General features: G+C 38.6%; 20 protein-coding genes, 1 pseudogene and 1 riboswitch. Of the genes and pseudogenes, 12 read left to right on the forward strand and 9 right to left on the reverse strand.

The window, feature by feature from the left end:
• The first annotated feature begins 70 nt into the window (after positions 1 to 70).
• The 10 genes and pseudogenes from GKR92_12180 (at position 71) to GKR92_12225 (ending at position 11,465) form a co-directional block, all read left to right on the forward strand.
• On the forward strand, positions 71 to 1,132 hold the full coding sequence (locus tag GKR92_12180; GenBank protein ID QMU62415.1) for an AAA domain-containing protein: 1,062 nt from the start codon (positions 71 to 73) through the stop codon (positions 1,130 to 1,132).
• Positions 1,133 to 1,138: 6 nt separating this feature from the next.
• Positions 1,139 to 2,413 carry a hypothetical protein gene (locus GKR92_12185; GenBank protein ID QMU62416.1) on the forward strand — a complete coding sequence of 425 codons (1,275 nt, stop codon included), beginning with the start codon at positions 1,139 to 1,141 and terminating at the stop codon, positions 2,411 to 2,413.
• 2 nt (positions 2,414 to 2,415) lie between these two features.
• Positions 2,416 to 3,521: pseudogene (locus tag GKR92_12190) on the forward strand (sulfur reduction protein DsrS).
• Between the two features lie 12 nt (positions 3,522 to 3,533).
• Positions 3,534 to 4,979, forward strand: coding sequence for a uroporphyrinogen-III C-methyltransferase (gene cobA / locus GKR92_12195; GenBank protein QMU62417.1), 1,446 nt, complete (start codon positions 3,534 to 3,536; stop codon positions 4,977 to 4,979).
• Positions 4,972 to 6,084 carry a glucose dehydrogenase gene (locus GKR92_12200; protein ID QMU62418.1) on the forward strand — a complete coding sequence of 371 codons (1,113 nt, stop codon included), beginning with the start codon at positions 4,972 to 4,974 and terminating at the stop codon, positions 6,082 to 6,084. Before cobA ends, GKR92_12200 begins: the two co-directional genes overlap by 8 nt.
• Positions 6,085 to 6,132: 48 nt before the next feature.
• Positions 6,133 to 6,618, forward strand: coding sequence for a redoxin domain-containing protein (locus GKR92_12205; GenBank protein ID QMU62419.1), 486 nt, complete (start codon positions 6,133 to 6,135; stop codon positions 6,616 to 6,618).
• Positions 6,619 to 6,646: 28 nt separating this feature from the next.
• Positions 6,647 to 6,868: riboswitch (cobalamin riboswitch) on the forward strand.
• A 93-nt stretch (positions 6,869 to 6,961) separates the two neighbouring features.
• Entirely contained in the window at positions 6,962 to 8,845 is a 1,884-nt protein-coding gene (locus GKR92_12210; protein QMU62420.1) for a TonB-dependent receptor, read from the forward strand.
• Positions 8,845 to 9,411: a cob(I)yrinic acid a,c-diamide adenosyltransferase gene (locus GKR92_12215; protein QMU62421.1), complete on the forward strand. Its 567-nt coding sequence runs from the start codon at positions 8,845 to 8,847 to the stop codon at positions 9,409 to 9,411. Before GKR92_12210 ends, GKR92_12215 begins: the two co-directional genes overlap by 1 nt.
• A gap of 145 nt (positions 9,412 to 9,556) precedes the next feature.
• Entirely contained in the window at positions 9,557 to 10,219 is a 663-nt protein-coding gene (locus GKR92_12220) for a cyclic nucleotide-binding domain-containing protein (GenBank protein ID QMU62422.1), read from the forward strand.
• Positions 10,220 to 10,517: 298 nt separating this feature from the next.
• On the forward strand, positions 10,518 to 11,465 hold the full coding sequence (locus GKR92_12225) for a hypothetical protein (GenBank protein ID QMU62423.1): 948 nt from the start codon (positions 10,518 to 10,520) through the stop codon (positions 11,463 to 11,465).
• Positions 11,466 to 11,484: 19 nt separating this feature from the next.
• On the opposite strand, the gene GKR92_12230 is transcribed toward GKR92_12225, so the two are convergent.
• The 5 genes from GKR92_12230 to GKR92_12250 all read right to left on the reverse strand — a co-directional run bounded on the left by GKR92_12230 (position 11,485) and on the right by GKR92_12250 (position 16,417).
• Positions 11,485 to 12,675, reverse strand: a complete 1,191-nt coding sequence (locus tag GKR92_12230; protein ID QMU62424.1) for an FtsX-like permease family protein — start codon at positions 12,673 to 12,675, stop codon at positions 11,485 to 11,487.
• A 21-nt stretch (positions 12,676 to 12,696) separates the two neighbouring features.
• Positions 12,697 to 13,860 (reverse strand): FtsX-like permease family protein, encoded by a 1,164-nt coding sequence (locus GKR92_12235; protein QMU62425.1) that lies wholly within the window; start codon positions 13,858 to 13,860, stop codon positions 12,697 to 12,699.
• Positions 13,861 to 13,862: 2 nt separating this feature from the next.
• The gene (locus tag GKR92_12240) at positions 13,863 to 14,555 is read right to left on the reverse strand and encodes an ATP-binding cassette domain-containing protein (GenBank protein ID QMU62426.1); all 693 of its coding nucleotides are present in this window, start codon (positions 14,553 to 14,555) and stop codon (positions 13,863 to 13,865) included.
• Between the two features lie 9 nt (positions 14,556 to 14,564).
• Positions 14,565 to 15,809: an efflux RND transporter periplasmic adaptor subunit gene (locus GKR92_12245; protein QMU62427.1), complete on the reverse strand. Its 1,245-nt coding sequence runs from the start codon at positions 15,807 to 15,809 to the stop codon at positions 14,565 to 14,567.
• Positions 15,810 to 16,042: 233 nt separating this feature from the next.
• A complete protein-coding gene (locus tag GKR92_12250) occupies positions 16,043 to 16,417 on the reverse strand; it encodes a hypothetical protein (protein ID QMU62428.1) in 375 nt (124 codons plus the stop codon).
• Positions 16,418 to 16,542: 125 nt separating this feature from the next.
• On the opposite strand from GKR92_12250, the gene GKR92_12255 reads away from it, so the two are divergent.
• Together GKR92_12255 and GKR92_12260 are read left to right on the forward strand one after the other, a co-directional pair.
• The gene (locus tag GKR92_12255; protein ID QMU62429.1) at positions 16,543 to 17,442 is read left to right on the forward strand and encodes an ROK family protein; all 900 of its coding nucleotides are present in this window, start codon (positions 16,543 to 16,545) and stop codon (positions 17,440 to 17,442) included.
• A 37-nt stretch (positions 17,443 to 17,479) separates the two neighbouring features.
• Entirely contained in the window at positions 17,480 to 17,998 is a 519-nt protein-coding gene (locus tag GKR92_12260; GenBank protein ID QMU62430.1) for a hypothetical protein, read from the forward strand.
• A 265-nt stretch (positions 17,999 to 18,263) separates the two neighbouring features.
• Here the strand turns inward: GKR92_12260 and GKR92_12265 are convergent, their stop codons facing one another.
• The 4 genes from GKR92_12265 to GKR92_12280 all read right to left on the reverse strand — a co-directional run bounded on the left by GKR92_12265 (position 18,264) and on the right by GKR92_12280 (position 22,192).
• Positions 18,264 to 19,562, reverse strand: a complete 1,299-nt coding sequence (locus tag GKR92_12265) for a serine hydrolase (protein ID QMU62431.1) — start codon at positions 19,560 to 19,562, stop codon at positions 18,264 to 18,266.
• A 166-nt stretch (positions 19,563 to 19,728) separates the two neighbouring features.
• Entirely contained in the window at positions 19,729 to 20,499 is a 771-nt protein-coding gene (locus GKR92_12270; protein ID QMU62432.1) for a DUF2063 domain-containing protein, read from the reverse strand.
• 15 nt (positions 20,500 to 20,514) lie between these two features.
• Complete coding sequence (locus tag GKR92_12275) at positions 20,515 to 21,381, reverse strand: DUF692 family protein (protein QMU62433.1); 867 nt, start codon at positions 21,379 to 21,381, stop codon at positions 20,515 to 20,517.
• A gap of 154 nt (positions 21,382 to 21,535) precedes the next feature.
• Positions 21,536 to 22,192 carry a DoxX family membrane protein gene (locus GKR92_12280; GenBank protein QMU62434.1) on the reverse strand — a complete coding sequence of 219 codons (657 nt, stop codon included), beginning with the start codon at positions 22,190 to 22,192 and terminating at the stop codon, positions 21,536 to 21,538.
• Between the last annotated feature and the right edge of the window lie 8 nt (positions 22,193 to 22,200).

The following is a 22,200-nucleotide window of genomic DNA, read 5'->3' on the forward strand; positions in this document are numbered from 1 at the left end:
GAAGAGCTTGAGCAACAAATAGTCTAATTTTTTATCCAATCTAAAATTTAATTTTTATCATACTTAATATATGCGTCCTGCACATTTACTCGTCGTTCTAGAAAAAGAATTCAAAGGTGCTTCTGATGGCAACCACACTCCGGTGATGTTGTGGGGACCGCCAGGCGTAGGAAAATCAGAAATGGTTTCTCAAGTAGCTAAACATAATAATGTTGAAGTCATCGATATTCGTTTGTCGCAAATGGAACCTAGTGATTTGCGTGGCATACCTTTCCGTGACAACGGGTCGGTAGAGTGGGCCATTCCTGCAATGCTTCCAAATGTTGAACGACATGGTGAAACGGGAATTTTATTTTTAGATGAAATTACATCTGCTGCACCGAGTGTATCGGCTGCTGCATACCAACTCATTCTTGACCGTCGCCTAGGTCAATATGATGTGCCCTCGGGTTGGGCAATTTTTGCTGCCGGTAATCGTCAAGGTGATCGTGGTGTTACCTATTCAATGCCGGCACCTTTAGCAAATCGGTTTTCGCATTTTGAAGTGGATATTAATTTAGACGATTGGGTCGCGTGGGCTTATGCAAATAATATTGATGATCGAATCATTGCATTTTTACGTTTTCGCCCAGACTTGTTATTTGATTTTGATCCGGCACACAATCCTGTGGCTTTCCCATCACCTCGTTCGTGGCAATTTGCGCATCGCGCCTTAGAAAAATTTTCTGAACGCCCTGATTTGTTAACCGGAGCATTGCAAGCATGTGTAGGGCCTGCTGCAGGTGTGGAATTAAATGCATTTATTTCTAATTTAGATCAGATGCCTGATCTTGAAGCGATTGTGAATGGTGAGGATGTAGCGGCACCAAAAGAAATCGATCTGCAATATGCAGTGGCATCTGCATTAGTGGGCCATGCTATACGTGCCCAGAAGGTGAAAGATAAAACAACCGACCCAACCAAAGTGCATGGCAACATACTTAATTACGCTAACCGATTTCCGCAACGTGAGATGGGTGTAATGATGGTTTCAGATATGCATCGTGCAATTGGCGAAGATATATTTAGTTTGCCAGAGTTTGCTAAGTGGGCAGATAAAATTGCCGACATTATGATTTTCGATCACGCTTAACTTCATGTGGCTGACTCAGATTTACAAAATAAACTTGCTGCAGCTAGAACGCGCTTAATACTAGACAAGCCATTTTTAGGCGCATTAGTCTTGCGCCTTCCGTTAGTTGCTGCAGATCCAAACTGGTGTTCGGGGGCGGCAACTGATGCGAAAAAGTTGTACTACAACGAAGACTACATCAACGCATTAGATATTCAGCAAACACAGTTTGTTTTAGCTAAACAAGCGTTGCATTGTGCTTTGTCGCATTTTGCGCGCCGTCAACATCGAATCAAACATCATTGGGATTTGGCTTGCGATTACGCGGTCAATCCTTTGTTAATTAAAGACGGTCTTAAGGCGCCGCCCGAAACATTAGTGGATGATGGGTATGAAGGGATGACTGCTGAAGAGATCTATCATTATATTGGTGATTTAGATAATGAAAATTCCGAATTAGAAAAACAAAGTAAAGATCCTTCAGACGACCAGGATAATCCAAACAAGGATAATCCAAACAAGGATAATCCAAATCAGAATGCTAGTAGTCATCAGCCACTCTCGGATGCCCATGATCAAGAGCCGCAATCATCATCCGATTTAGGTAAAGATGAAAATAGTGAAGAGATGGATGGATTAGCACCGCAACCTGCAGCGTTGACTCCACAAGAACAAGAAGAGTTGTCGGTGCAGTGGCAACAACGTTTGGCAGGAGCGGCACAAACGGCTAAACAAGCAGGCAAATTGGGAGGTTCGATGGCACGTATGGTGGATTTTATGCTGCAACCTAGATTGCCATGGCGCATGCTCCTTGCGCGTTATATGACGGCGAGTGCGCGAGATGACTATAGTTATTCCAGACCCTCGTCGCGTCGAGGCGATCCTGCAATTTTTCCAAGTATGCGTAGTGCTCAAATAAACGTTGCGGTAGGAATAGATATTAGTGGTTCTGTGGATGATAAAGAGATGTGTGAGTTTATGTCTGAAGTGGATGCCATCAAAGCCAATATGCGTGCACGTATTACAATTTTGCCATGTGATGCAGCACTTGCCGAAGGTGCGCCGTGGGTGTTTGAGCCATGGGATGAAATTAAATTGCCAAATGAACTTAAAGGTGGTGGCGGTACTGATTTTTGTCCAGTATTTGAGTGGATAGATCTACAAGATCAACAGCCTGATCTGTTAATTTATTTCACGGATTGTCAGGGAGACTTCCCTGATATTGAGCCAAACTATCCTGTAATTTGGTTAGTAAAGGGAAAAGATACCGCTCCATGGGGGCAAAGAGTTCAGCTTAATTAATAATGCAACTTTCTAGCGAAGACCAACTGCGGCTAAATGTATTAGTTGCGCAACCCTTGCAAGCGGTGCGTATTGATGAGTCGCGCATGTGTGTGTATGTGTTATCAGAAAAAGGTGATGCGAGTGTGCAGCTTAATCCTACTTGTAAAGACGAAAAATATGTTCGTTTGGTAAGGCAATTTCTATCTACACATTATCTAGGGTCGCCTGGTGGTTACCCCGTTTATCTAAAAAGATGGACACGTATGGGGCAGGCTCGTGATGACAGTTTGGAAAAGCTATTGCTAGTTGGCGAGCCAGAAGCAGTTGTCGCAGTAGTGCATGCATCGGGTTTAACAGATGAGTTGGCTAGACGCGCATGGTGGTCAAGCGCAACCGCAGAAAATGCACGACGCATGCTTGAAAAAGATAACGTTGTGAAGGGTGCAATGGGAGGGGAGTTAGCAAAATTTTTAATTGAATTTTTACCTTTTGAAGAGCATCAAAAAGCGATTATAGATAGTGTGCGTTTAGTGCTTCAGCCTGGATTAATAACACAAGAAATGCGGAAGAAGTTTGGAAACGTGGCAAACGCAAGAATGTCTATTACGTAGGGTTTCTACAACTAACACCTGACGATCTTCCTATACATGTGAACTCGCACCACACTTGGAAAGATGTTTGTAAAAGTACAGAAGTAGAGGTTGATGAAGGCAATGAAATTGCAATATTGTTGCGCCAAATTTTGAGTCCTGCTGGGCAAGCGTTTCTACAGACTGCAGAGTTAGTGCTGAATAAGCCTAATGATCAAGAGGTAGTGGCAGCGATACTGAATGCAATAGGGAACTATTTTAGTAAATTTGAAAGCGAGTTGCCTAACTGGAGGGATATAAGGGCGTTAGATGAATACGTTGATAAATATCACCAAGAACCTAAAGAAATACAAAGACTTTTAGTGCTAGAGCAGTCTTTTTTGCCCCAGCTAAAAGCGATATTTTATTTATCCATGATTAGTGAAACACTTGTTGATCCTATATTCGGTATGACTGATGCGATTGGCTCCGTAATGCGTAAAAAAATTGAACCAGTAATAACTCCGATCATTAAAAATATAAAGTTACTTAAATAAAAAGACATTTCTGTGGATTATTTGCCTTTATTTTTAGATATAAAAAACAAGCCTTGCTTAATTGTAGGTGGAGGCATAATTGCTGAACGTAAAGTTTCTATACTTTCTCGTGCACAAGCAGCGATCACAATCATTGCGCCTGAAATAACGGCAGAAATTAAGCGAAAGTTAGACAATAAAATTGTTTGGCATGAAAAAACTTTTTCTGTCGATGATTTGGCGAGTGATTTAAATACTTATCAAGTAGTGATTGCAGCAACCGATGATAGAACGGTGAATGCTGAGGTCGCGCAACTTTGTCGCGATAAAAATATTCTTGTTAACACAGCAGATGACAGTAAAAATTGTGATTTTATTCTGCCATCGATAATTGATCGCTCACCCGTGCAAATCGCTGTGTCTACCGGAGGCGCATCTCCGGTCCTGGCTAGAATGTTACGCACTAAACTAGAAAATTGTACGCCTGCATCCTATGGGCAGTTGGCAACGTTAATAGAAGAGAATCGACTTGCAGTTAAAGAAAAATTTTCTACAATCGATCAAAGACGAAAATTTTGGGAACAAGTGTTGCAAGGACCTATTGCGGAACTAGTATTTGCTAATCAAGTCAGTGCAGCACAAAAGTTACTCGATGACGCAATACAGCAAGCGGATGACAGCGAGCTGCCTCAAGGGGAGGTGTATTTGGTGGGGGCGGGTCCGGGAGACCCTGATTTATTAACATTCCGTGCTTTGCGCTTGATGCAACAAGCCGATGTAGTGGTATACGATCGCCTAGTTTCGCAAGAGATTATGGATTTAGTGCGTAAAGATGCAGAACACATTTATGCAGGCAAAGAGCGTGCGCAACATGCTCTTCAACAAGAAACAATTAACCAACTATTAGTGCGGTTAGCCAAAGAAGGTAAACGTGTTTTAAGGCTGAAGGGTGGTGATCCGTTCATCTTTGGTCGCGGCGGCGAAGAAATTGATTCGCTTGTTGATGAAAATATTCCATTTCAAGTAGTGCCAGGCATTACTGCAGCAGCGGGCTGTGCTGCATACGCAGGCATTCCGTTAACGCATCGCGAATATTCACAAGCCGCTATTTTTGCTACTGGGCATCTAAAGGATGGCACAGTGGATTTGAATTGGGAAATGTTAGCGCATACTAATCAAACCTTGGTGTTTTATATGGGTTTGCATGGTTTGAAAATTATTTGTGAAAACTTAATAAAGTATGGCCTTAGTGCAACCACTCCTGCTGCATTAATTATGCAAGGCACTACAGCAAATCAAAGAAATATAATTGGCAGTTTAGAAAATTTACCCGAATTAGTTGAAAAGCATGATGTCAAACCACCAACGTTAGTCATCATTGGTGATGTTGTGCAGTTACACAAGAAACTTAACTGGTTTAATCCAGAGGAAGATGTCACCGCAGGGGCTGTTAAAGCTTTTGGAGCAGGTAATGTGTAATAGCTTAAAAGGAGCTATTTATGCAATTTTCACTGTGGTCACATGCTTAGCGCAGTTAAGCTACGCTGCAGAATTGAAGTTATTGCTTGATGATGCAAATAAACCGATTTTGCTCACGCATGCAGATGATTCTCGCATTTTCATGGTTGAGAAAACGGGCAAAGTTTTTGCTCTCAATGGTACAAAGAAACATCTTTTCTTAGATGTATCATCATTAATAACCACAAGAGGCAGTGAACAAGGTTTGTTGTCTATTGTATTTCATCCTAAATATTCAGAAAACGGTTATCTATTTCTTTTTTATACCGCACAGAATGGCGATAACACGCTTGCGCGTTTAACGGTTGATCCGCCAAACGCAAAACAAACTAATTTACAAAGTCTTGAAGTGCTTGTTGCCCAACAAGATCCAGCCTCTAATCATAATGGTGGAATGTTGGCATTTGGGCAAGATGGTTATTTGTATTTAGGTATGGGGGATGGAGGGCGCGGTGGAGATCCATGGGATAACGCACAAAATTTAAAAACATTTTTGGGAAAAATGTTACGTATTGATGTAAATCAAGCGAGTGGTTATTCGATTCCTAAAGATAATCCATTTGTAGAACGAGATAATGTGCTTGCAGAAATTTGGGCTTATGGATTACGAAATCCTTGGCGCCATTCGTTTGATCGTGAAACAGGAGATTTATGGATTGCGGATGTAGGGCAAAACAAGTGGGAAGAAATACATTGGCGAGCGGCAGATAGTCAAGGAGGAGAAAATTACGGTTGGCGTTTGATGGAAGGTAAGCATTGTTTTTTGCCTAAAAAAGAATGCAATACAGGAAAGTTAGTTATGCCCGTTGCAGAGTATGGACGTAAGCATGGATGTTCCGTCACAGGGGGTTATGTATATCGTGGTAGTAAAGTGCAAGAACTGTATGGAAAATATATCTTTGGTGATTTTTGTAGTGGAGTTATTTGGAGTATAGAAAAAGATAAGAAATTTGAAATGCGTGAGCTACTGCGAACAAATTTAAATATTAGTTCATTTGGAGAGGATTCGTCTGGCGAACTGTATGTGCTGGACTATCAAGGGAAAGTTTTTAAATTTGTACCATAATGACTATAAGTTAATAACATAAACATAATTATTGTTAGTTTTATCTTTATGGGAATATTTAGTTCATCACTTGCATCCGAATTGGATATTGGAATACAGGCACCTCAGTTTGAATTATCAGATCAAGTTGAAACCGTGCATGAGCTAAAAGACTATCTGGGGAAGTGGGTGGTGATTTATTTTTACCCAAAAGATGACACTCCGGGTTGTATTAAAGAAGCATGTGCGTTTCGTGATGATATCGCTACACTGCAAAATCTTGATGTGCAGGTTATTGGGATAAGTGTTGATACGACAGAAAGCCATGGCAAATTTGCCGATAAATATAGCCTGCAATTTCCTTTGCTTGCAGATATAGGTGGCAAGGTTGCTAGCAGTTATGGCTCTTTAACAAAATTAGGGCCTCTTAAGTTAGCGAAACGCCACACTTTCATTATTGATTCAGAAGGGAAACTTGCAAAAATATACCGCTCAGTAAAACCAGCAACACATAGTGATGAAATCATCGCCGAAATCAAAAAACTTCAAAACTAATTTCTTTAAAAGCTGATAGAATCCATTTCATAACCACATCACTTAAGGTGTCCTTGTCATAATTTAAATGCGCAAGGGTGAAACAGGGAAGTCTGTGTAAGACAGACGCTGCCCCCGCAACGGTAATTGAGTATTGGTGATTCAGTTGGCCACTGTGTTGTTTAAAACATGGGAAGGCGAATCATTTAGTTTTATTTGAAAGAATGAACACTCATTAGCCCGGAGACCGGCCTTTTGTGACTCAGGAAGTTGCGGCGGGCGACTCTGGCTGAAGTTCAAAATGTACAACTTAAGTTGTGCCCTTCACTGTGTGTCCGCGATCAAAAAATGATTAAGGATATATATGCGATTATTACCTTTGTATTTAATATTAACATTTCTTACAGGCAACATAGTTTTTGCCAGTGATGATGTGATCGTGCTCAGTGCCTCAAAGGTTTCTGTCCCCGGAAAAGAAGTAGGTGGATCAGTAACCATTATCACTAGAGACGAAATAGAAAAAAGTAATGCGGTAACACTAGTTGAGTTATTACGCATAGTTCCAGGAGTTACGATTAGTCAGTTAGGACCTTATGGCTCTCAAACACAAGTTCGTATTCGTGGTGCTGAGGCAAACCATGTATTAGTTTTGATTGATGGTGTTGAAGCAAATGATCCGGCAACAGGTTCTGAGTTTAATTTTGCAAATTTATTGCCAGACAGTATTGAGCGCATAGAGGTCATGCGCGGAGCTCAAAGTTCAGTTTGGGGCAGTGATGCATTGGCAGGAATTATTAGTATCAAAACCCGCATTGGTTATGGTGAAAAATCAATTTCCAGCTCAACCGAAGTGGGGTCTCACAATTTTATTCGTAGCTCTGCATCTGCCACTGGTGATTTGGGAAGATTAAAATATTATTTGCAAGGTTCGTATCTAGACACTAATGGCACGAATGTTTCTGAGCAAGGTACGGAAGATGATGGTTATGATCAGACGGGCATAGTATTTAATTCGCAATATGAATTTAATCCAACATTAACATTTGGATTAAATGCAAGGTATGTTGATTCATCAAACGAGTTTGATAGCGGTTCATTTGGTGCACCGGTTGATGCAGACAACATATCTGATGTAGAGCAATTTTATGGTGCCTCTTTCTTGTATTTATCCATGTTTGATAATCGTTGGAATCAAAAATTTTCAATCAGTCTTACAGACACGCGAAATCAAAATGAAGATACTTTTGGAAATAGTAGAACAGAAGGAGAAAAATTAAAGCTCGATTATTTATCTGAAGTTACTTTTAACACTAGAGTATTTTCAGATGAACAACATAAAGTACTACTTTCTATTGAACAAGAAGATGAACGATTTAAGCAAAGAGGAGCAAGCTCGTTTGGCAATCCAAATCAAAATCAAGATATAAGAAATACTGGGTTTGCTGTCGAATATCGTTTGAGTATGTGGGATCAATTGTTTCTGTCTGCTTCTTTGCGGAAAGACGATAACGATCAATTTAAAGATCGAGATACGGTTCGATTTACGAGTGCTTATTATTTTCCTCGCTCTGGAACAAAAGTGCGCGCATCGTATGGTACGGGTGTAAAAAACCCTAGTTTCGGCGAATTATTTGGTTTTTTCGAAGGATCATTTATGGGCAACCCGAATTTGAAGCCGGAAAAATCAGAATCTTGGGAGTTTGGCATAGATCAGTCCTTTGCCAGTGATACGGCTCATGTCGGCACAACATTTTTTTGGGAAGATCTAAAAGATGAAATTACAACTTTGTTTTTTCCAAGCACTGCTGTCAATCTTGACGGTAGGAGCGAGCGAAACGGCGCAGAGTTTTACTTTGATGCACAAATTAATAACCGTTTTGATATGCGAGGAGCATATACTTATACCGATTCTACAACGCCAAATGTTAATGATGTTCAGATAAGAGAGATACGCAGACCTAAAACGGTTGCGAGCCTGCAATTTAATTATGAATCCCTTTCAGGCAAGGGAAATCTGAATGCAGGATTTAACTATGTGGATGAGCAACTTGATACAGATTTCTCTACTTTCACAGAAATCAAACTAGACGATTATTACCTGGTCAATGTAAATGGATCCTACAATATAACGGAGAACTTTAATTTGTATGCGAGAATAAATAACTTATTAGACGATACGTATCAAGACGTGTTTGGGTATGAAACATTAGGGCAAACATTTTATGCAGGAATTAAGGTGAATTTGTAATGGCTGATCGAATAACTAAGGTATACACCAAAACAGGTGATAAGGGAGATACTGGGCTTTCCACAGGCTTGCGCGTACGTAAAGATTGTCCGCAAATTCATGCTATTGGTGATGTGGATGAGCTCAATTCGGTAATTGGCATGGTGGCAAGCTACGAAATACCTAATGACTTAAATGGAGCTCTCATATATATACAACACCAGCTGTTTAATGTGGGTGCTGAATTAAATAATGCTGACTTAAAATTTATGAATAAGCATATTGTAAAAGAGTTGGAAGAAAAAATAGACAGCTATAACCAAACGCTTCCTCCTTTGAGAAATTTTATCCTTCCAGGAGGAGGGCATGCCTCTGCTACATGTCATTTAGCGCGCACAGTGTGCCGCCGCGCTGAGAGAAGCGTCGTAATGTTAACGGAAGACTTAAATCTAAATCCCGAATTACAAATCTATTTAAATCGACTTTCCGATTTTCTATTTGTTGCATGTCGTGTATTAGCTAAGCATTCTGGAGCAAAGGAAACATTATGGTCGAGTGAAACGATTGCGCAGGAGACATATTATTAAATTTGGGGATTATTAATTACAACTGTTATATTTCAGTAGTTTATTTAATGTTAAGTGGGAGTACAGCTAATATATAGACTTATGTTAATTTGTAAAAATAAGTACAATATATGTATTAAAAAGCTAATACTCGGGGTAGATATTTATGAGTGTTGCATTGCATATTTTCAAAGACATATCTTTTTTTGAAGATTTCCACCAAAGTGAGCTAGAGTCTTTGGCTTCTAATGCCATAGTAAAGATCTATAAGAAAAATAGAGTTGTACTCTGTGAAGGCGAGGAAGCTGATTGTGTATATTTTATTTTAGAAGGAAAGGTTCGAGTTTACCTTGAGAACTTAGATGGGAAAGAAGTTACCATTAATACTATAGGTTCCGGCGAAAGTTTTGGGGAATTATCGTTATTTTGCGAAGCAGATCGTACAGCAAATGTTGAAACTATAAATGAAAGTAAATTACTAAAAATCAAAAAAGATGATTTTGAAAAATTCTGCTTTAGCAATTTAAAAGCTGCTAGAAAAATCATAACTTTATTTGCTAGTACAGTTAAGAAACTAACAACTGATTTTGAAAATCTTGCTTTAAATGATGTTACAAAAAGAATTGCATTAACATTGCTTGAGCATGCGCAATCAACTGATGCTGGAAACGTCGTACAAGGTCTAACGCATAACGAAATTGCGCACCTAGTAGCGTCATCTCGTGAAACTGTAAGTAGAATTATCAGCTCAATGAAAAAAGAAGGTTTATTAGAAACTAGCGACGGTAAAATATATTTAACGCAGCAGTTATATAAAAACTTCTATTAAAATAGTAACTACTTTCATGTAGCTCTGGCTATGATTTAAATGCGATATGAAAAATAATGTTCACGGTTCTTCTGTGAGGCGCATGTCGTATATTATTAGTCAAGCACTCTGGAAAATAGAAATGTTATGGGCGAGTGAAACCATAGCGTAGGAGACTTATAATTGGAATTAAGGTGCTTAGACCAACGTAAAGTATTGTTCGGTTAAGTATTTATGCGAAGATTATCTATAAGAGCAGTTTAAGTAGTAAGATATGCTTAATTAATGTTTATACGGTTTGCGTTGGAGTATAAATAACATGCCAGCTGAAGGTGTCAATAAAAAAGTAGTGGCTGTTTTATTTGCTGATATTTTTGAATACAGCAAACATACAGAATTGTATGAGTCAGAAACCCACAAAAATTTGCAAAATGTATTAGAAAGAGCTCACCAATTAGTAAGCAAGAATTCTGGCTTTGTATCTAGAGCACATGGCGATAGTATACTTGCAACATTTTCAAACTCTCTTGATGCAGTTTATTGTGCAGTCGAAATTCACGCTGCAACTAATCGCCATAATTTTTATATTGTTGAGAAACACCAGCTGAAATTCCGTATTGGAATTAATTTTGGTGAAGTTATTTATGATATCAATGATCAGCCCTATGGCAATGTAGTTAATATTGCCGCTAGACTAGAAAAGATGGCTGACCCAGGTGACACGGTAATATCTGAAAATACCTTTTCTGAATTAGATGAATCCTTTCCATTCGCTTGCTGCTATTTAGGCAATGCAAAACTAAACAATATAGAAAGCCCTGTTAAAACATTCAAAGTGTTGCAACACAAGCGCATCGGTGATCGATGGTTTGATGTTTCAAAAAGAATATTTAAAATCGAAGCATCAAAAGCCTATACCTTTTTTGTAGCATCTTCGATTTTAGTAAGCGTATCGATATTAACACTCGTTACTGCTCTAGGTTTGTTTAGTGAATTTGAGAATAATTATGTAGCTATTAAGACGAGCCCTTATTATGTAGAGCCTAAAAAAGTAGAATTTGATACCGAGCAAAGAGATAAGAATCAATTGTATAGATATTTAATATCAATAGCAGAAGATAGTATTGTTGAGCGTAATTATAGTCGCGCAGAAGAATATTTAGATAAAGCTATCGAAGTGTTGCCGGATAAATCTGAAGCCTATAAGAAAAAAATTGAAATGTTGGAAATCAAACAAAAAAGCTTAGTTGATTACCAAGACATATAAGTTCTGTGCGTAAATGTCACTAGCTTGCGCGTAAGCCTTGCCCTACTGATATTCTTGTTGCGTAATAACAAGGGTAGATTGCGCTTAGTAAACCAATCGCAAGTGAAATTAATGCGCCGATTATTAGTAAAGTTGGCGTAACTGCAAAGGTAAAAGCCACCTGACTAAAGCTCTGAGGATTCAAGCTTGAAACTTGTTGCCTGTTAAATAATAAATAAGCAATAATTAATCCAATTGCACCACCAATCATCGATATGACCACTGATTCCAGCAATATCGCCCCAATGATTGTGCTCGAACTAAAACCTAGAGCGCGTTGTACTGCAATTTCACGTACTCTACTCACAATTGAATTATAAGCCGTCACTAGAGCGCACATGGTTGCGCCCATAGCCATGAGCGCGCCAACAATAATTCCGATCGTTTTAGTAAGCTTGGTAAAAAACTCGGATTGCTCGGCGTAATGTTCTTTCTCTGAAGAAACGCGGGTTGTGAGTGAAGGATTGGTATTCAACCAATTTTCAAGCTTTGATCTGGCATTGGGCGAATCATCTAACATTATTCTTACTGTTGACCAATATTCGTCTCTTTTGTAAGCAGCCATCATGATAGGTGCATCTGCCCATACTTCAGATTCTGTGATGCTACCCTCTGCTTCCATAATTCCGACGACGGTCCAAGTATTATTTGCCCAAGTATGTTTGCTACCAACGTCTAGTCCAATAAATTGTTTTGCAGCTTGTTTTCCGACCACTATTTCGTTTAGGCCGGGTTTAAACTTACGACCTTCAATTATATTTACATTGTTTCTAATTTCGAATGCTTGTTGTTTAACACCGCGTAAAGAAAGGTTGGCGTCAGAGCCAGAAGGTTTAATGGGTACATTTACCCAAACTAAGGTTTCAGGCGACATTACTGGCCCATGTTCGGTACGCTTAATTCCTTCGGCTTGTTGCATGCTTAAATACTCATCTGTGGAGAAATAACCTTCTACTTCGTTATTTGCGAATCCTCTGAATACAAGCATCAATTTTTCAGATGCTGTATTTTCCATAGTTGATATAAAGCCGGAAGCTACTGATAGCAGGCCAGTAAATACAACTACAGTTCCAATAACCCCAATGAGAGCAGTAATAGTAGAAGATTTACGATTGCTAATACTGCGTAAATTAATACCCGTTAGTTTTAATATGCATTGAAGTAATTTCATTTATCTTGACTTTTGTCGGGCTTAATTAATGGTACGCAAGGCTTGTACTTTGTCCATACGAAGAATTAGAAATACTGGGACTAGACCTATTAACAAACCAAATAGGCCGGCTAATACAAGTCCTTGCCATACTACAAAATTTGGCAAGTGAAAAATCGGTAATAAGCCTTTAGTTGGGTCACCAAAAAGGTTGCAAGCCAGCCAGGCTAGAGCAATACCAATACTGCTGCCAATCAGTGCAACCAATACGGTTTCTACTACGGTAATGATTGCAATGAGTCGTGAAGAAAAGCCAATTACAGACATCACAGCAAGGTCACTGATATGTTCTTTAATACCTTGCGCCATTGCGCTGCCAGTTACCGCCAGTAAAGTTAAGAACACCACGCTGAGAATTGATAAAAAGATCGCTTCGATGTCGCCGATTTGATTGAGATAACTACGGGAATATGCTTTTTCAGGAGAAGTTTTGGTTTCATAGTCTGAATTTTTAAAAAATGCATCTATTCTGTTGCCTACTTCATCAAGCGTACTTGCATCTTCGGCTTGTACATTGAACCAGGCAACCTGATCATTTCCCCATGCTCGATATTCATCAAAATATTTATGATGAAATAGCATGCCTTGCATATTTGCATTTTTATCTTTTTGATAAGAAATACCGCGGATATTAAATTCCCAGTCGTTCGTATTATCTTTATTTCCCCAGATCGCTGAAGTGAGTGTAATTCGGTCGCCAATATCCCAACCAAAGCGCTCAGCAATAACATCACCAATCAAGGCTCCCTCACGGTCTGCAATCCACGCTTGTTTTTGATCTTCGTTTAGTTCATAGCCAGTATTGTACATAGTCAAATAATCTTCTGGATTAATTGCATATTGCGGGGAAGTATTTTTTCTGTTTTGGTAGTAACCGCCAAACCAAGATGCTTCATTAACATTTTTTACACCAGGAATATTTTTAATTTTAAACTTGTGGCCTATAGGCATGAGATTAAAGTTAGATACCTTGTCAAATATAATCATTTTATCTACGCCAGATATATCTACGCCGCCTACAAAGCCTTGTTTTATTGCCGAAAGATAGGCAAACATAAAAAAAGCGATTGCTAATGATAAAATAACAAATATAAAGCGTACTTTTTTAGTTAAAATGTCAGCGAATATAAGAGGAATATACTTCATAACTATTGCACTGCTTTAGTGGAAATATTTCCTTCATCTAAATATAAAATTCTTTTTGCACAAGAGGCGGCATGAGGATCGTGTGTCACCATGATTATAGTTTTTCCGTGTTCTGAATTTAAAGCTTGTAGTAGTTCTAAAATTTCATCGCCTGACTTACGGTCAAGATTTCCAGTGGGCTCGTCGCAAAGCAAAATATTTGGATCAGTAACAATTGCACGCGCAATGCCTACACGTTGTTCTTGTCCGCCAGATAGTTCTGAAGGTTTATGATGCGCGCGATCTTCTAAATCAACTAATGATAATGCTGCTAGTACTCTTTTTTTACGTTCAGTTTTACCCATCCTATGCAGTAGAAGGGGAAGCTCTACATTTTTTTCTGCGTTAAGAGTTGAAATCAAATGATATTGCTGAAAAACATAGCCAATATTATTGGTGCGCCACTTGGTGCGTTGTGAGTCATTTAGAGATGCGATATCCACACCATCAATATATATATTTCCATGTGTTGGCGTATCGATCCCCGCAATAATATTCAAGAGAGTGCTTTTGCCTGATCCTGAGGCTCCCATTAAAGCGATAAAATCGCCAGATTCAATTTCCAAATCAAGCTCGTTTAGAACATTGATGGCTTCTGTTCCCTTGGAAAACTGTTTGTTTATATCTTGTGCATTTATCAAAGTATTAGTTTCCATAATAAAAACTCATTCGTTTGTGGATTGAGAAGAAGTAATTACTTGTTTTCTTTCTTTTAACTTTTCTAATTTGCTGATCGCGATTTTGTCGCCAGCAGATAAGCCTTTATCAACCTGAAATAGATTACCTATACGCTTTCCAAGAGTGATTTCCTTCTTTGATACTGAGTTATTATTTATAAGCCATACAAAGCTTGATTCGGCGTCACGAACTACTGCAACTTTTGGAATGACTATTGTGTTTTCAGAGTCTTCGTCTGATTTATCTTCCTCTTGTTTCGCGAAAAATTTAACCTTAACACCCATGTCGGGAAGTATTTTTGGATCTAACTCATTTATAGCAATGCGTACTTTGACGGTTGCTTTTTGTCTATCTGCAGTAGGAATAATATTTATTACTTGACCAGAGACCTCCCAATTTTGGTAGGCGTCTAGCTGTGCAATGACTTTTTGGTCTTTTTGGACCCTGTTTATATAGGCTTCATTTACATTCACTTCTATTTCGCGTGAATCCATATCAACAATGGTGCATATGCCAGTGCGAGTAAATTCACCACTCGAAATGGGTGAAACAATCTCGCCAACTTGTGCATCTTTAGAAATCACTACACCTGAGAATGGAGCATTGATGAAGTATTCTTCTAAATGACGATGTAGACGATTTACATTGTCTTTTTCAACTTGAACGTTACTTTTTGCAGTGACCAGCATAGCTTTTAGTGTGCTGACTCTTTGCTTTGCTTGATCAAGCAAATCTTCGCTTACGTAATCGTTGTTACTTAGTTTAGTGAATCGAGCATATTTATTTTTTGCTTCTACAAGCTGCGAGTGAGCCTCGTTAATTTTAGATTGTGCAACTTTTAGCCGTGACTCAGATAGAGTGATGTCTTTCGAAACGAGGCTACCATCTAGGACAGCGATTTCATCACCTTTCTGAACTACATCGCCTTCTTCTACGTTTATGTTTAAAACCCTAGCGGTAACCGTTGCAGCTAACGTTGCATTCTTGCGTGTGACGATATAGCCAGAGGCTTCTAGAATGGCTGATGGTTGATTACTACCTAGCATCTTCACTTCAAACGTATCTACAGTTAATGTTTCTTGAGTTGATTTCCAAAATTTAAAGCCTCCAAACCCTAACAAAGCGGCGATTGATATGAACAAAAGCGTTAAGAAAACTGACTTGATATTAGATTTTTCCGGCTCCGTAGAATCTAGTCTTAATGCGTCTAATTTGTTTTTATCTAAGGCCATAGTCTAATATTTGTAGTCTGATTTAATCACTAATGCCTTATATAAATACATTAGCGAGTAATCTGTACTTTATGCGGTAGGAGAAGTCACTTGTAGATTGTGATATATATCACACATAAACTAACAGAATAGCCCCCATCACATAATTATATAAATTATCTCAGTAAAAAAGTAAGTTAAAACTTATGAATCAGCTGCTTAATTTTGAAATTATGGATAAATAATTGGAATTATTAGGTAAAAAATCGTGCCCCACCAATAACCATATATGCAAAGTTGGAAATCGAGGCACTTAAGATCACATAGATCTTGGCTAGTACGCTCAAGTTAGGTGAGCCTTCAAAACTATTGGCTTTTTTCCAGGTGAGGATATATATCAAAGGAAAATATAGACAGGATGCAATTGCAATAAAGGTAATGGACCAGTAATAAATTACGTTTGTAGCCAGATATTCTTTGTGGTCACCGCAGAAGTAAAATAATAATCTAACAAGAACATCTGGAATAAATAAGAACTTCCAAAAAACTGAATATAATTCATTATTGCCTTTTATTGAGAAACTAAACGGTGTGTAAATCTCGCTTTTGTCTTGTTTGGCCATCAGCATAAAGTATCTTTATTTTTAATATATTGTTTCCAGTGTATTTATATATGCACATCTATTAGAGTGATGTTGGCTACAGAAAATAAGTGATATTAATCACACAGAGTATTTGCATAGAGTAACGCGCTATGAAAGCAGGAATTGATTTAGGTGGAACGAAGATTGAAATCTTGGTTATTGATGACAGTGGTAAAGAGCTATTGCGTAATCGGGTAGCCACTCCAAAAGATAATTATCAAGAGATCATCGATGTAATAACTGCGCTAATTAAGAATGCTGAGGAATATTTAGAACAAGAATGTAGTATTGGTATCTGTACACCAGGATCTTTGTCAATTAAGACAGGTTTGTTGCGAAATTCGAATACTGTTTGTCTTAATGGTAAGCCATTTGAACAAGATCTAGAAGCTTCTCTTGCCAGACAAATTCGTATAGCAAACGATGCTAATTGTTTCGTATTGTCTGAAGCCATCGATGGCGCTGCGCATAATGCAAAGACAGTGTTTGGTGTAATTGTTGGAACGGGTGTCGGGGGAGGGTTGGTCATAAATAAGAAAGTATTAATAGGTGCAAATGCAATTGCAGGAGAGTGGGGTCATAACCCATTGCCTTGGTCGGATGATGGGGAGCTAAATTTAACTAAATGCTGGTGTGGGCTGCAAGGGTGTATAGAAACATTTTTATCAGGGCCGGGATTAGAATGTGATTATGCGCGAGCTGTAGGTAAACATCTAAGTGCAGAAAAGATTGTTGAGTTGGCTTCACAAGATGATGTTGCCGCAGAACAAACAATACTTCGCTATGAGCAGCGCATGGCGAGAGCTTTGGCCCACATTGTTAATATCTTTGACCCTGAAGTCATTGTGCTTGGCGGCGGCATGTCTAATGTAAAACGTTTGTATGAAAACGTACCGAATCTTTGGCAGCAATGGATATTTTCAGATCATATATCTACTAAATTAGTCTCTGCAAAGTATGGTGATGCTAGTGGGGTTAGAGGTGCTGCTTGGCTATGGGAAAATAATTAGTTTCTAAGACCAAGTATAGAACAGGTATAATGCCCATATGGTTCAAAATCGTATTCAGCCTTGGTATCTAATAGCCATTGTACTTGTACTGGCATTTTCTCGATTAGTGCCTCATCCACCCAATGCAGTACCCATTGCGGCAATGGCGTTATTTGCAGGTGCTTTTTTCTCAAATCGTGCACTGGCTTTTATGGTCCCACTTGCGGCGATGATATTGAGTGACTTGGTGATCGGATTTCACAGCACGGTTTGGTATGTATATGCTGGAATTGCAGCTACAGTATTGATTGGCAGCATATTAAACCATGTAACGGTATTTAGAGTGGGTGTGGCTGCTGTAGTGGCTTCAATTGTTTTTTACCTAATTACCAATTTTGGCTCATGGTTGCATCATGAGATGTATACGCAAAATCTAAGTGGCTTGCTGCAATCGTATGCAGCCGGACTTCCATTTTTGCGTAACTCATTAGCCGCTAACCTTATATTTACTTATCTGATATTTTTTGGGCTTAATTACTTCTTGCCTTTGCGTCATTCTCTTAAGAGTTCTTTATAAATCATCATCTTTTTCGTTAGTTATGTAACCCACAGTTACAATTGTCTGTACAAAATGTGTACTGAGTCACAATTAATTGCTGGGTGATGATTACACTTACTTTCATAGTATTTCATTTGACAGATATCTGTCTGGCAAATAGTTACAGGGATTGAATGTTCATCTCCTGGCACGGATGCCTTGACCCGTGAGTGGCAACACTCACGGGTTTTTTATTGGAGTCAATTTAAAGCGATTGTTATACAATTGGGGTCAAAGCGGGCATTTATTCTTTTTTGTCTATACTAAGAATAATACTTTTTGCTAAATCCATGATTTCGTTAAATTGATCATCTTGTTCTTTTCTGCTGCATAGATGGGCGTTAGCAGTAGTTATAACAATTAAATCTAAACTAGGTACAAGGGTAATTTGTTGACCACCCCATCCTAAAGCAGAGATAACTTGGTAATCACCAACGCGAAACCTCCACCAAAGATATCCGTATTCCCAGCTTTCTTCTCCGCCTAATGGGAACTGGTTATATAATGATTTTTGTAACCATTCTTCCGATACCACGCGATTTCCATCGTATACACCTCCATCAAGCACCATCTGACCAATACGCATTAATGCGTGAGGCCGTAAATACAATGTAAATCCACCATAATAGTTTTCTGCTGAATCATGCGCCCAGATGTATTTATTAATACCCAGCGGCTTAAATAAGTTTTTTTCAGCAAATTCGATAACGGTCATGTCCGTAGCTGAAGCTAAAATTGATGATAATAAATCTATATTAGGTGTCCCATATAACCATTGATCTCCAGGCTCGTAATTTAATAACATCTTTTTATTCAGAACCCAATCATGTGCATTATCATCTCGAGAATACTTCCAATAATTCGCAGGGTCATACCAATTATTATTGTCTGAAAAATTAATTGTTGAGGACATGGTTAGAAGGTGTCGAATAGTAATTTTATCTTTTCGTGCGTCATGTTTCCCTTTGTAATATTCCTTGAAAAACGGTTTTATTAGTATTTCTTCCGACTCTAAATAATCTTGATCAATAGCAATCCCAATTAGTAGTGATGTAATTGATTTTGTAATCGAGAAAATATGGTGTGGTTCTGGGTTCTCATTAAATTCATAGTTATCTTCAAAAATTAATTTCCCATTTCGTGCAATAAGCAAACTTTTTAAATTTCTGATCGTTTCAGCTTCTTCTGAGATATCTTGAATGTGAATTTTACTAAGACCGTTTGAAGCTGGATTTTCAGCAGATAAAGATATGTCTGGAGCGCTATGAATACGTTCCCAAAGGCTTACATCATTTCCTTTACAGCTGTTGTAATCATCTTGGCAATGGACAAATTCATACTCTAATTTTGTCCATTCCTTAATATTATTGTTACATTCCTCAGGATCATGCTCATAAGTATTTATATAGGGTTCATACTGGTCCATAAAATTTGATGTGCATGCCTTATATGTTACTTGGCAAGTATCATAATCTTCATTTTGTGCGTTAGCAGAAGCGCACATCAAAACTAGTGAAAAGAAAGTTATTTGTGATTTTTTCATATTAGTACCCTCACATAAAAGATACCGCTCTGAACACAAATATACGGTGAGGTTTAGTGCATCTAAAATGTGATATTTATCACAATCAGTTAGATTTAATATGGAGGCGGGTACTTTTTTCGGTGTCCGCTATAGGACGAATGCAGATATTGAGTAATCTTTGGTGCTAAGAGAGTTTTGTGCCAAGAATGATTTCACTGCTGCGCAACTGTTTTAAAGTTTGTTCGCCGCCTTTATAAACGACTTCAGGGTTTGGGTGATTTATTTGTTTTACCATCTCATCTAAACATTCTTGGCCCGTTTTTGAATGATCTGTTGTCAGCATTTCAACAAGCATGGCTGTGATAGGGTTTAGCTCTGTAAAACTTACATTATCTTGTTGGTCTCTATGCACCATTAAAAAATGTGCTTGTTCACTTGGCTCTTCGGGTTGAAAGTTTGGTTTTATTTTATGTACTGGGAACTGATAGCCATGCATTTTAGCAAGCGGTGATAAAACAGGTATGCCTTTCAATACATTACCATTCTTATCAATTTTAGATAAGTCTGGTTCAATATCTGAAAATGTTAGATAAATCTCGAGCCATTCGTAGTGGGCGAGTTCTTTAATGAATATGGGATCTTCTGCTTGTAAATCGCGTTCATTTTCTAGGTAGGTTAAAAACTCTAGCGAAATATCTTTGAAATAGGGGGAAACAGATTGATGGTTAGCAAAAAAATCACGCACTATTTTGTGCCAGTTCTCATCGCTATACAGTTTTCGTAAAACAGGGAATGCATTATCGATAAAGTTTTTTACATTTCTGTAAAAAAGGCCTCGATAAATTTCCATGCGACGATCTTCAACATCGCTCGGTGCAGTAGCGTGCTCCGGATCTCTTAAGTGGGCAGTAAAGTCGTATTGAACTTTTTTGAATGCTGCATTCTCGTTAGCCATATTTTTTATGCTCGACTAACTAGCTTTAGCAACGGTTTGCTGAGATTCATCCCATTTATTTTGCAAATTGCGAATGGTGTGAACTTCTTGCATCAGTTCTTCCATTGGTGGGAAGTTGAAGTCTCTTTCAAGCAAGGTAGGCATGTTACCAAATAGTTCGTATGCCTTATCTAATATCTCCCAGACCGGATCAATTACATTTGCACCATGCGTGTCTACAATAAGGTCTTCAGCTTCATTGTAATGACCAGCAACATGACAGTAAGCCACACGTTCACTAGGCAAAGCTTGTAAAAAATTTATTGGGTCGTAGTGATGATTGACTGAATTAACATAAATATTGTTTACATCTAACAATAAGTCGCAATCTGCTTCTTCCAAGATATTTTTGATGAAATTAATTTCATCTATTTCTTTACCAGGTGCAGCGTAGTACGACACATTCTCAATTGCGATTTTTCTTTCTAGAATATCTTGTACGCGTTTAATTCTATCTGCAACGTAATGTACGGCTTCATCAGTAAATGGAATTGGCATTAAATCGTAGAGGTGTCCTTGGTCGGAGCAATAGCTAAGGTGTTCGCTATAACAGCGAATACTATGTTCATCTAAAAACTTCTTAACTTCGCAAACAAATTTTTCATCCAAAGGTGCTGGGCTACCTATTGACAATGACAAGCCGTGGGTTACAAAAGGCACTTTTTCTGTAATTGCACGAAAGCGTTTACCTAGTTTGCCGCCAATGCCTATCCAGTTTTCCGGAGCGACTTCCATGAAGTCGATCCCCGCTGGAAAGTCAGCTTCTAGTTCATTAAGTAGATCGCGACGTAAACCCAGGCCTGAGCCTGAAACCGAATATGATTTTTGTGGGGAATTTTGCATGGTTTGTATTTTACCTTAGCCTAGTAGACCGTACTACCACCGCTAAAATTACCGAAACAAGCAGATTTATTGTAACTAACTGTAAGGCCCTGTGCGTGAGTGCATACAGGGCCTTATTTAAAGATGGATCTAGTAAATGGCTCCTATAGCAGAGCTATTCTTGCCGGAAGATTTTATGCAGCCAGTAATCGATGCTGAAGTATTTCCCAGCGCCGATGAAAAACAATACGAGCAACATGATGAAATAGGTAGCTGCGAATTCAATGCCATTATTAAGTACCACAAAACTTCCTTTTTCAGATAGCCAGTCATAGTTACCATGTTTCTTTAATAATGATTTGGCCGCACTTACGCGTTTACCAACTTCCTCACTGTTTGCTAAACTTTGTTTTGCAGAATCAAGGCCTAGATAATCAGCTACAGGTTTAGCGGTACTGGTTGCAGGGTCGCCAGGTGCAACTGCAAACCATCCGTCATCCCAGTGCACAGAAAAAATAGCGACTAACATAGTTATCATTAATGGAATTGCAAACCAACGAACTGCGAAACCGAATAATAGAGCAATTCCCCCTATCAGTTCTGTATAAGCTGCAAGATATGCAAGCAATTCAGGTGCTGGTAATCCTAAGCCCCAATCAGGATTTCCTAACCAATTTGCGAAATTTTCTATACCTGAGATCTTGGTCAAACCTGCCGCAATAAAAATGGGCGCTAAGTATAATCGCAGTGCAACAGGACCTAGAAAATCAAGTCCACGAAATTTATCCAAAACATTCTGCAACGTGTTTGCAGTTCCTATTAATGCCGACATGTTAAATC

It is taken from the genome of Gammaproteobacteria bacterium, from assembly GCA_014075255.1.
Taxonomy (GTDB): domain Bacteria; phylum Pseudomonadota; class Gammaproteobacteria; order UBA4575; family UBA4575; genus JABDMD01.

Bases quoted from the DNA above. Each gene is read 5' to 3' on its own strand.
- GKR92_12235 (QMU62425.1), bottom strand. From the start codon at position 13,860: ATGAAGTATATTCCTCTTATATTCGCTGACATTTTAACTAAAAAAGTA.
- GKR92_12215 (QMU62421.1), top strand. From the start codon at position 8,845: ATGGCTGATCGAATAACTAAGGTATACACCAAAACAGGTGATAAGGGA.
- GKR92_12230 (QMU62424.1), bottom strand. From the start codon at position 12,675: ATGAAATTACTTCAATGCATATTAAAACTAACGGGTATTAATTTACGC.
- GKR92_12240 (QMU62426.1), bottom strand. From the start codon at position 14,555: ATGGAAACTAATACTTTGATAAATGCACAAGATATAAACAAACAGTTT.
- GKR92_12200 (QMU62418.1), top strand. From the start codon at position 4,972: ATGTGTAATAGCTTAAAAGGAGCTATTTATGCAATTTTCACTGTGGTC.
- GKR92_12210 (QMU62420.1), top strand. From the start codon at position 6,962: ATGCGATTATTACCTTTGTATTTAATATTAACATTTCTTACAGGCAAC.
- GKR92_12270 (QMU62432.1), bottom strand. From the start codon at position 20,499: ATGGCTAACGAGAATGCAGCATTCAAAAAAGTTCAATACGACTTTACT.
- GKR92_12265 (QMU62431.1), bottom strand. From the start codon at position 19,562: ATGAAAAAATCACAAATAACTTTCTTTTCACTAGTTTTGATGTGCGCT.
- GKR92_12280 (QMU62434.1), bottom strand. From the start codon at position 22,192: ATGTCGGCATTAATAGGAACTGCAAACACGTTGCAGAATGTTTTGGAT.
- GKR92_12245 (QMU62427.1), bottom strand. From the start codon at position 15,809: ATGGCCTTAGATAAAAACAAATTAGACGCATTAAGACTAGATTCTACG.
- GKR92_12275 (QMU62433.1), bottom strand. From the start codon at position 21,381: ATGCAAAATTCCCCACAAAAATCATATTCGGTTTCAGGCTCAGGCCTG.
- GKR92_12205 (QMU62419.1), top strand. From the start codon at position 6,133: ATGGGAATATTTAGTTCATCACTTGCATCCGAATTGGATATTGGAATA.
- GKR92_12225 (QMU62423.1), top strand. From the start codon at position 10,518: ATGCCAGCTGAAGGTGTCAATAAAAAAGTAGTGGCTGTTTTATTTGCT.
- GKR92_12260 (QMU62430.1), top strand. From the start codon at position 17,480: ATGGTTCAAAATCGTATTCAGCCTTGGTATCTAATAGCCATTGTACTT.
- GKR92_12220 (QMU62422.1), top strand. From the start codon at position 9,557: ATGAGTGTTGCATTGCATATTTTCAAAGACATATCTTTTTTTGAAGAT.
- GKR92_12255 (QMU62429.1), top strand. From the start codon at position 16,543: ATGAAAGCAGGAATTGATTTAGGTGGAACGAAGATTGAAATCTTGGTT.
- GKR92_12180 (QMU62415.1), top strand. From the start codon at position 71: ATGCGTCCTGCACATTTACTCGTCGTTCTAGAAAAAGAATTCAAAGGT.
- GKR92_12250 (QMU62428.1), bottom strand. From the start codon at position 16,417: ATGCTGATGGCCAAACAAGACAAAAGCGAGATTTACACACCGTTTAGT.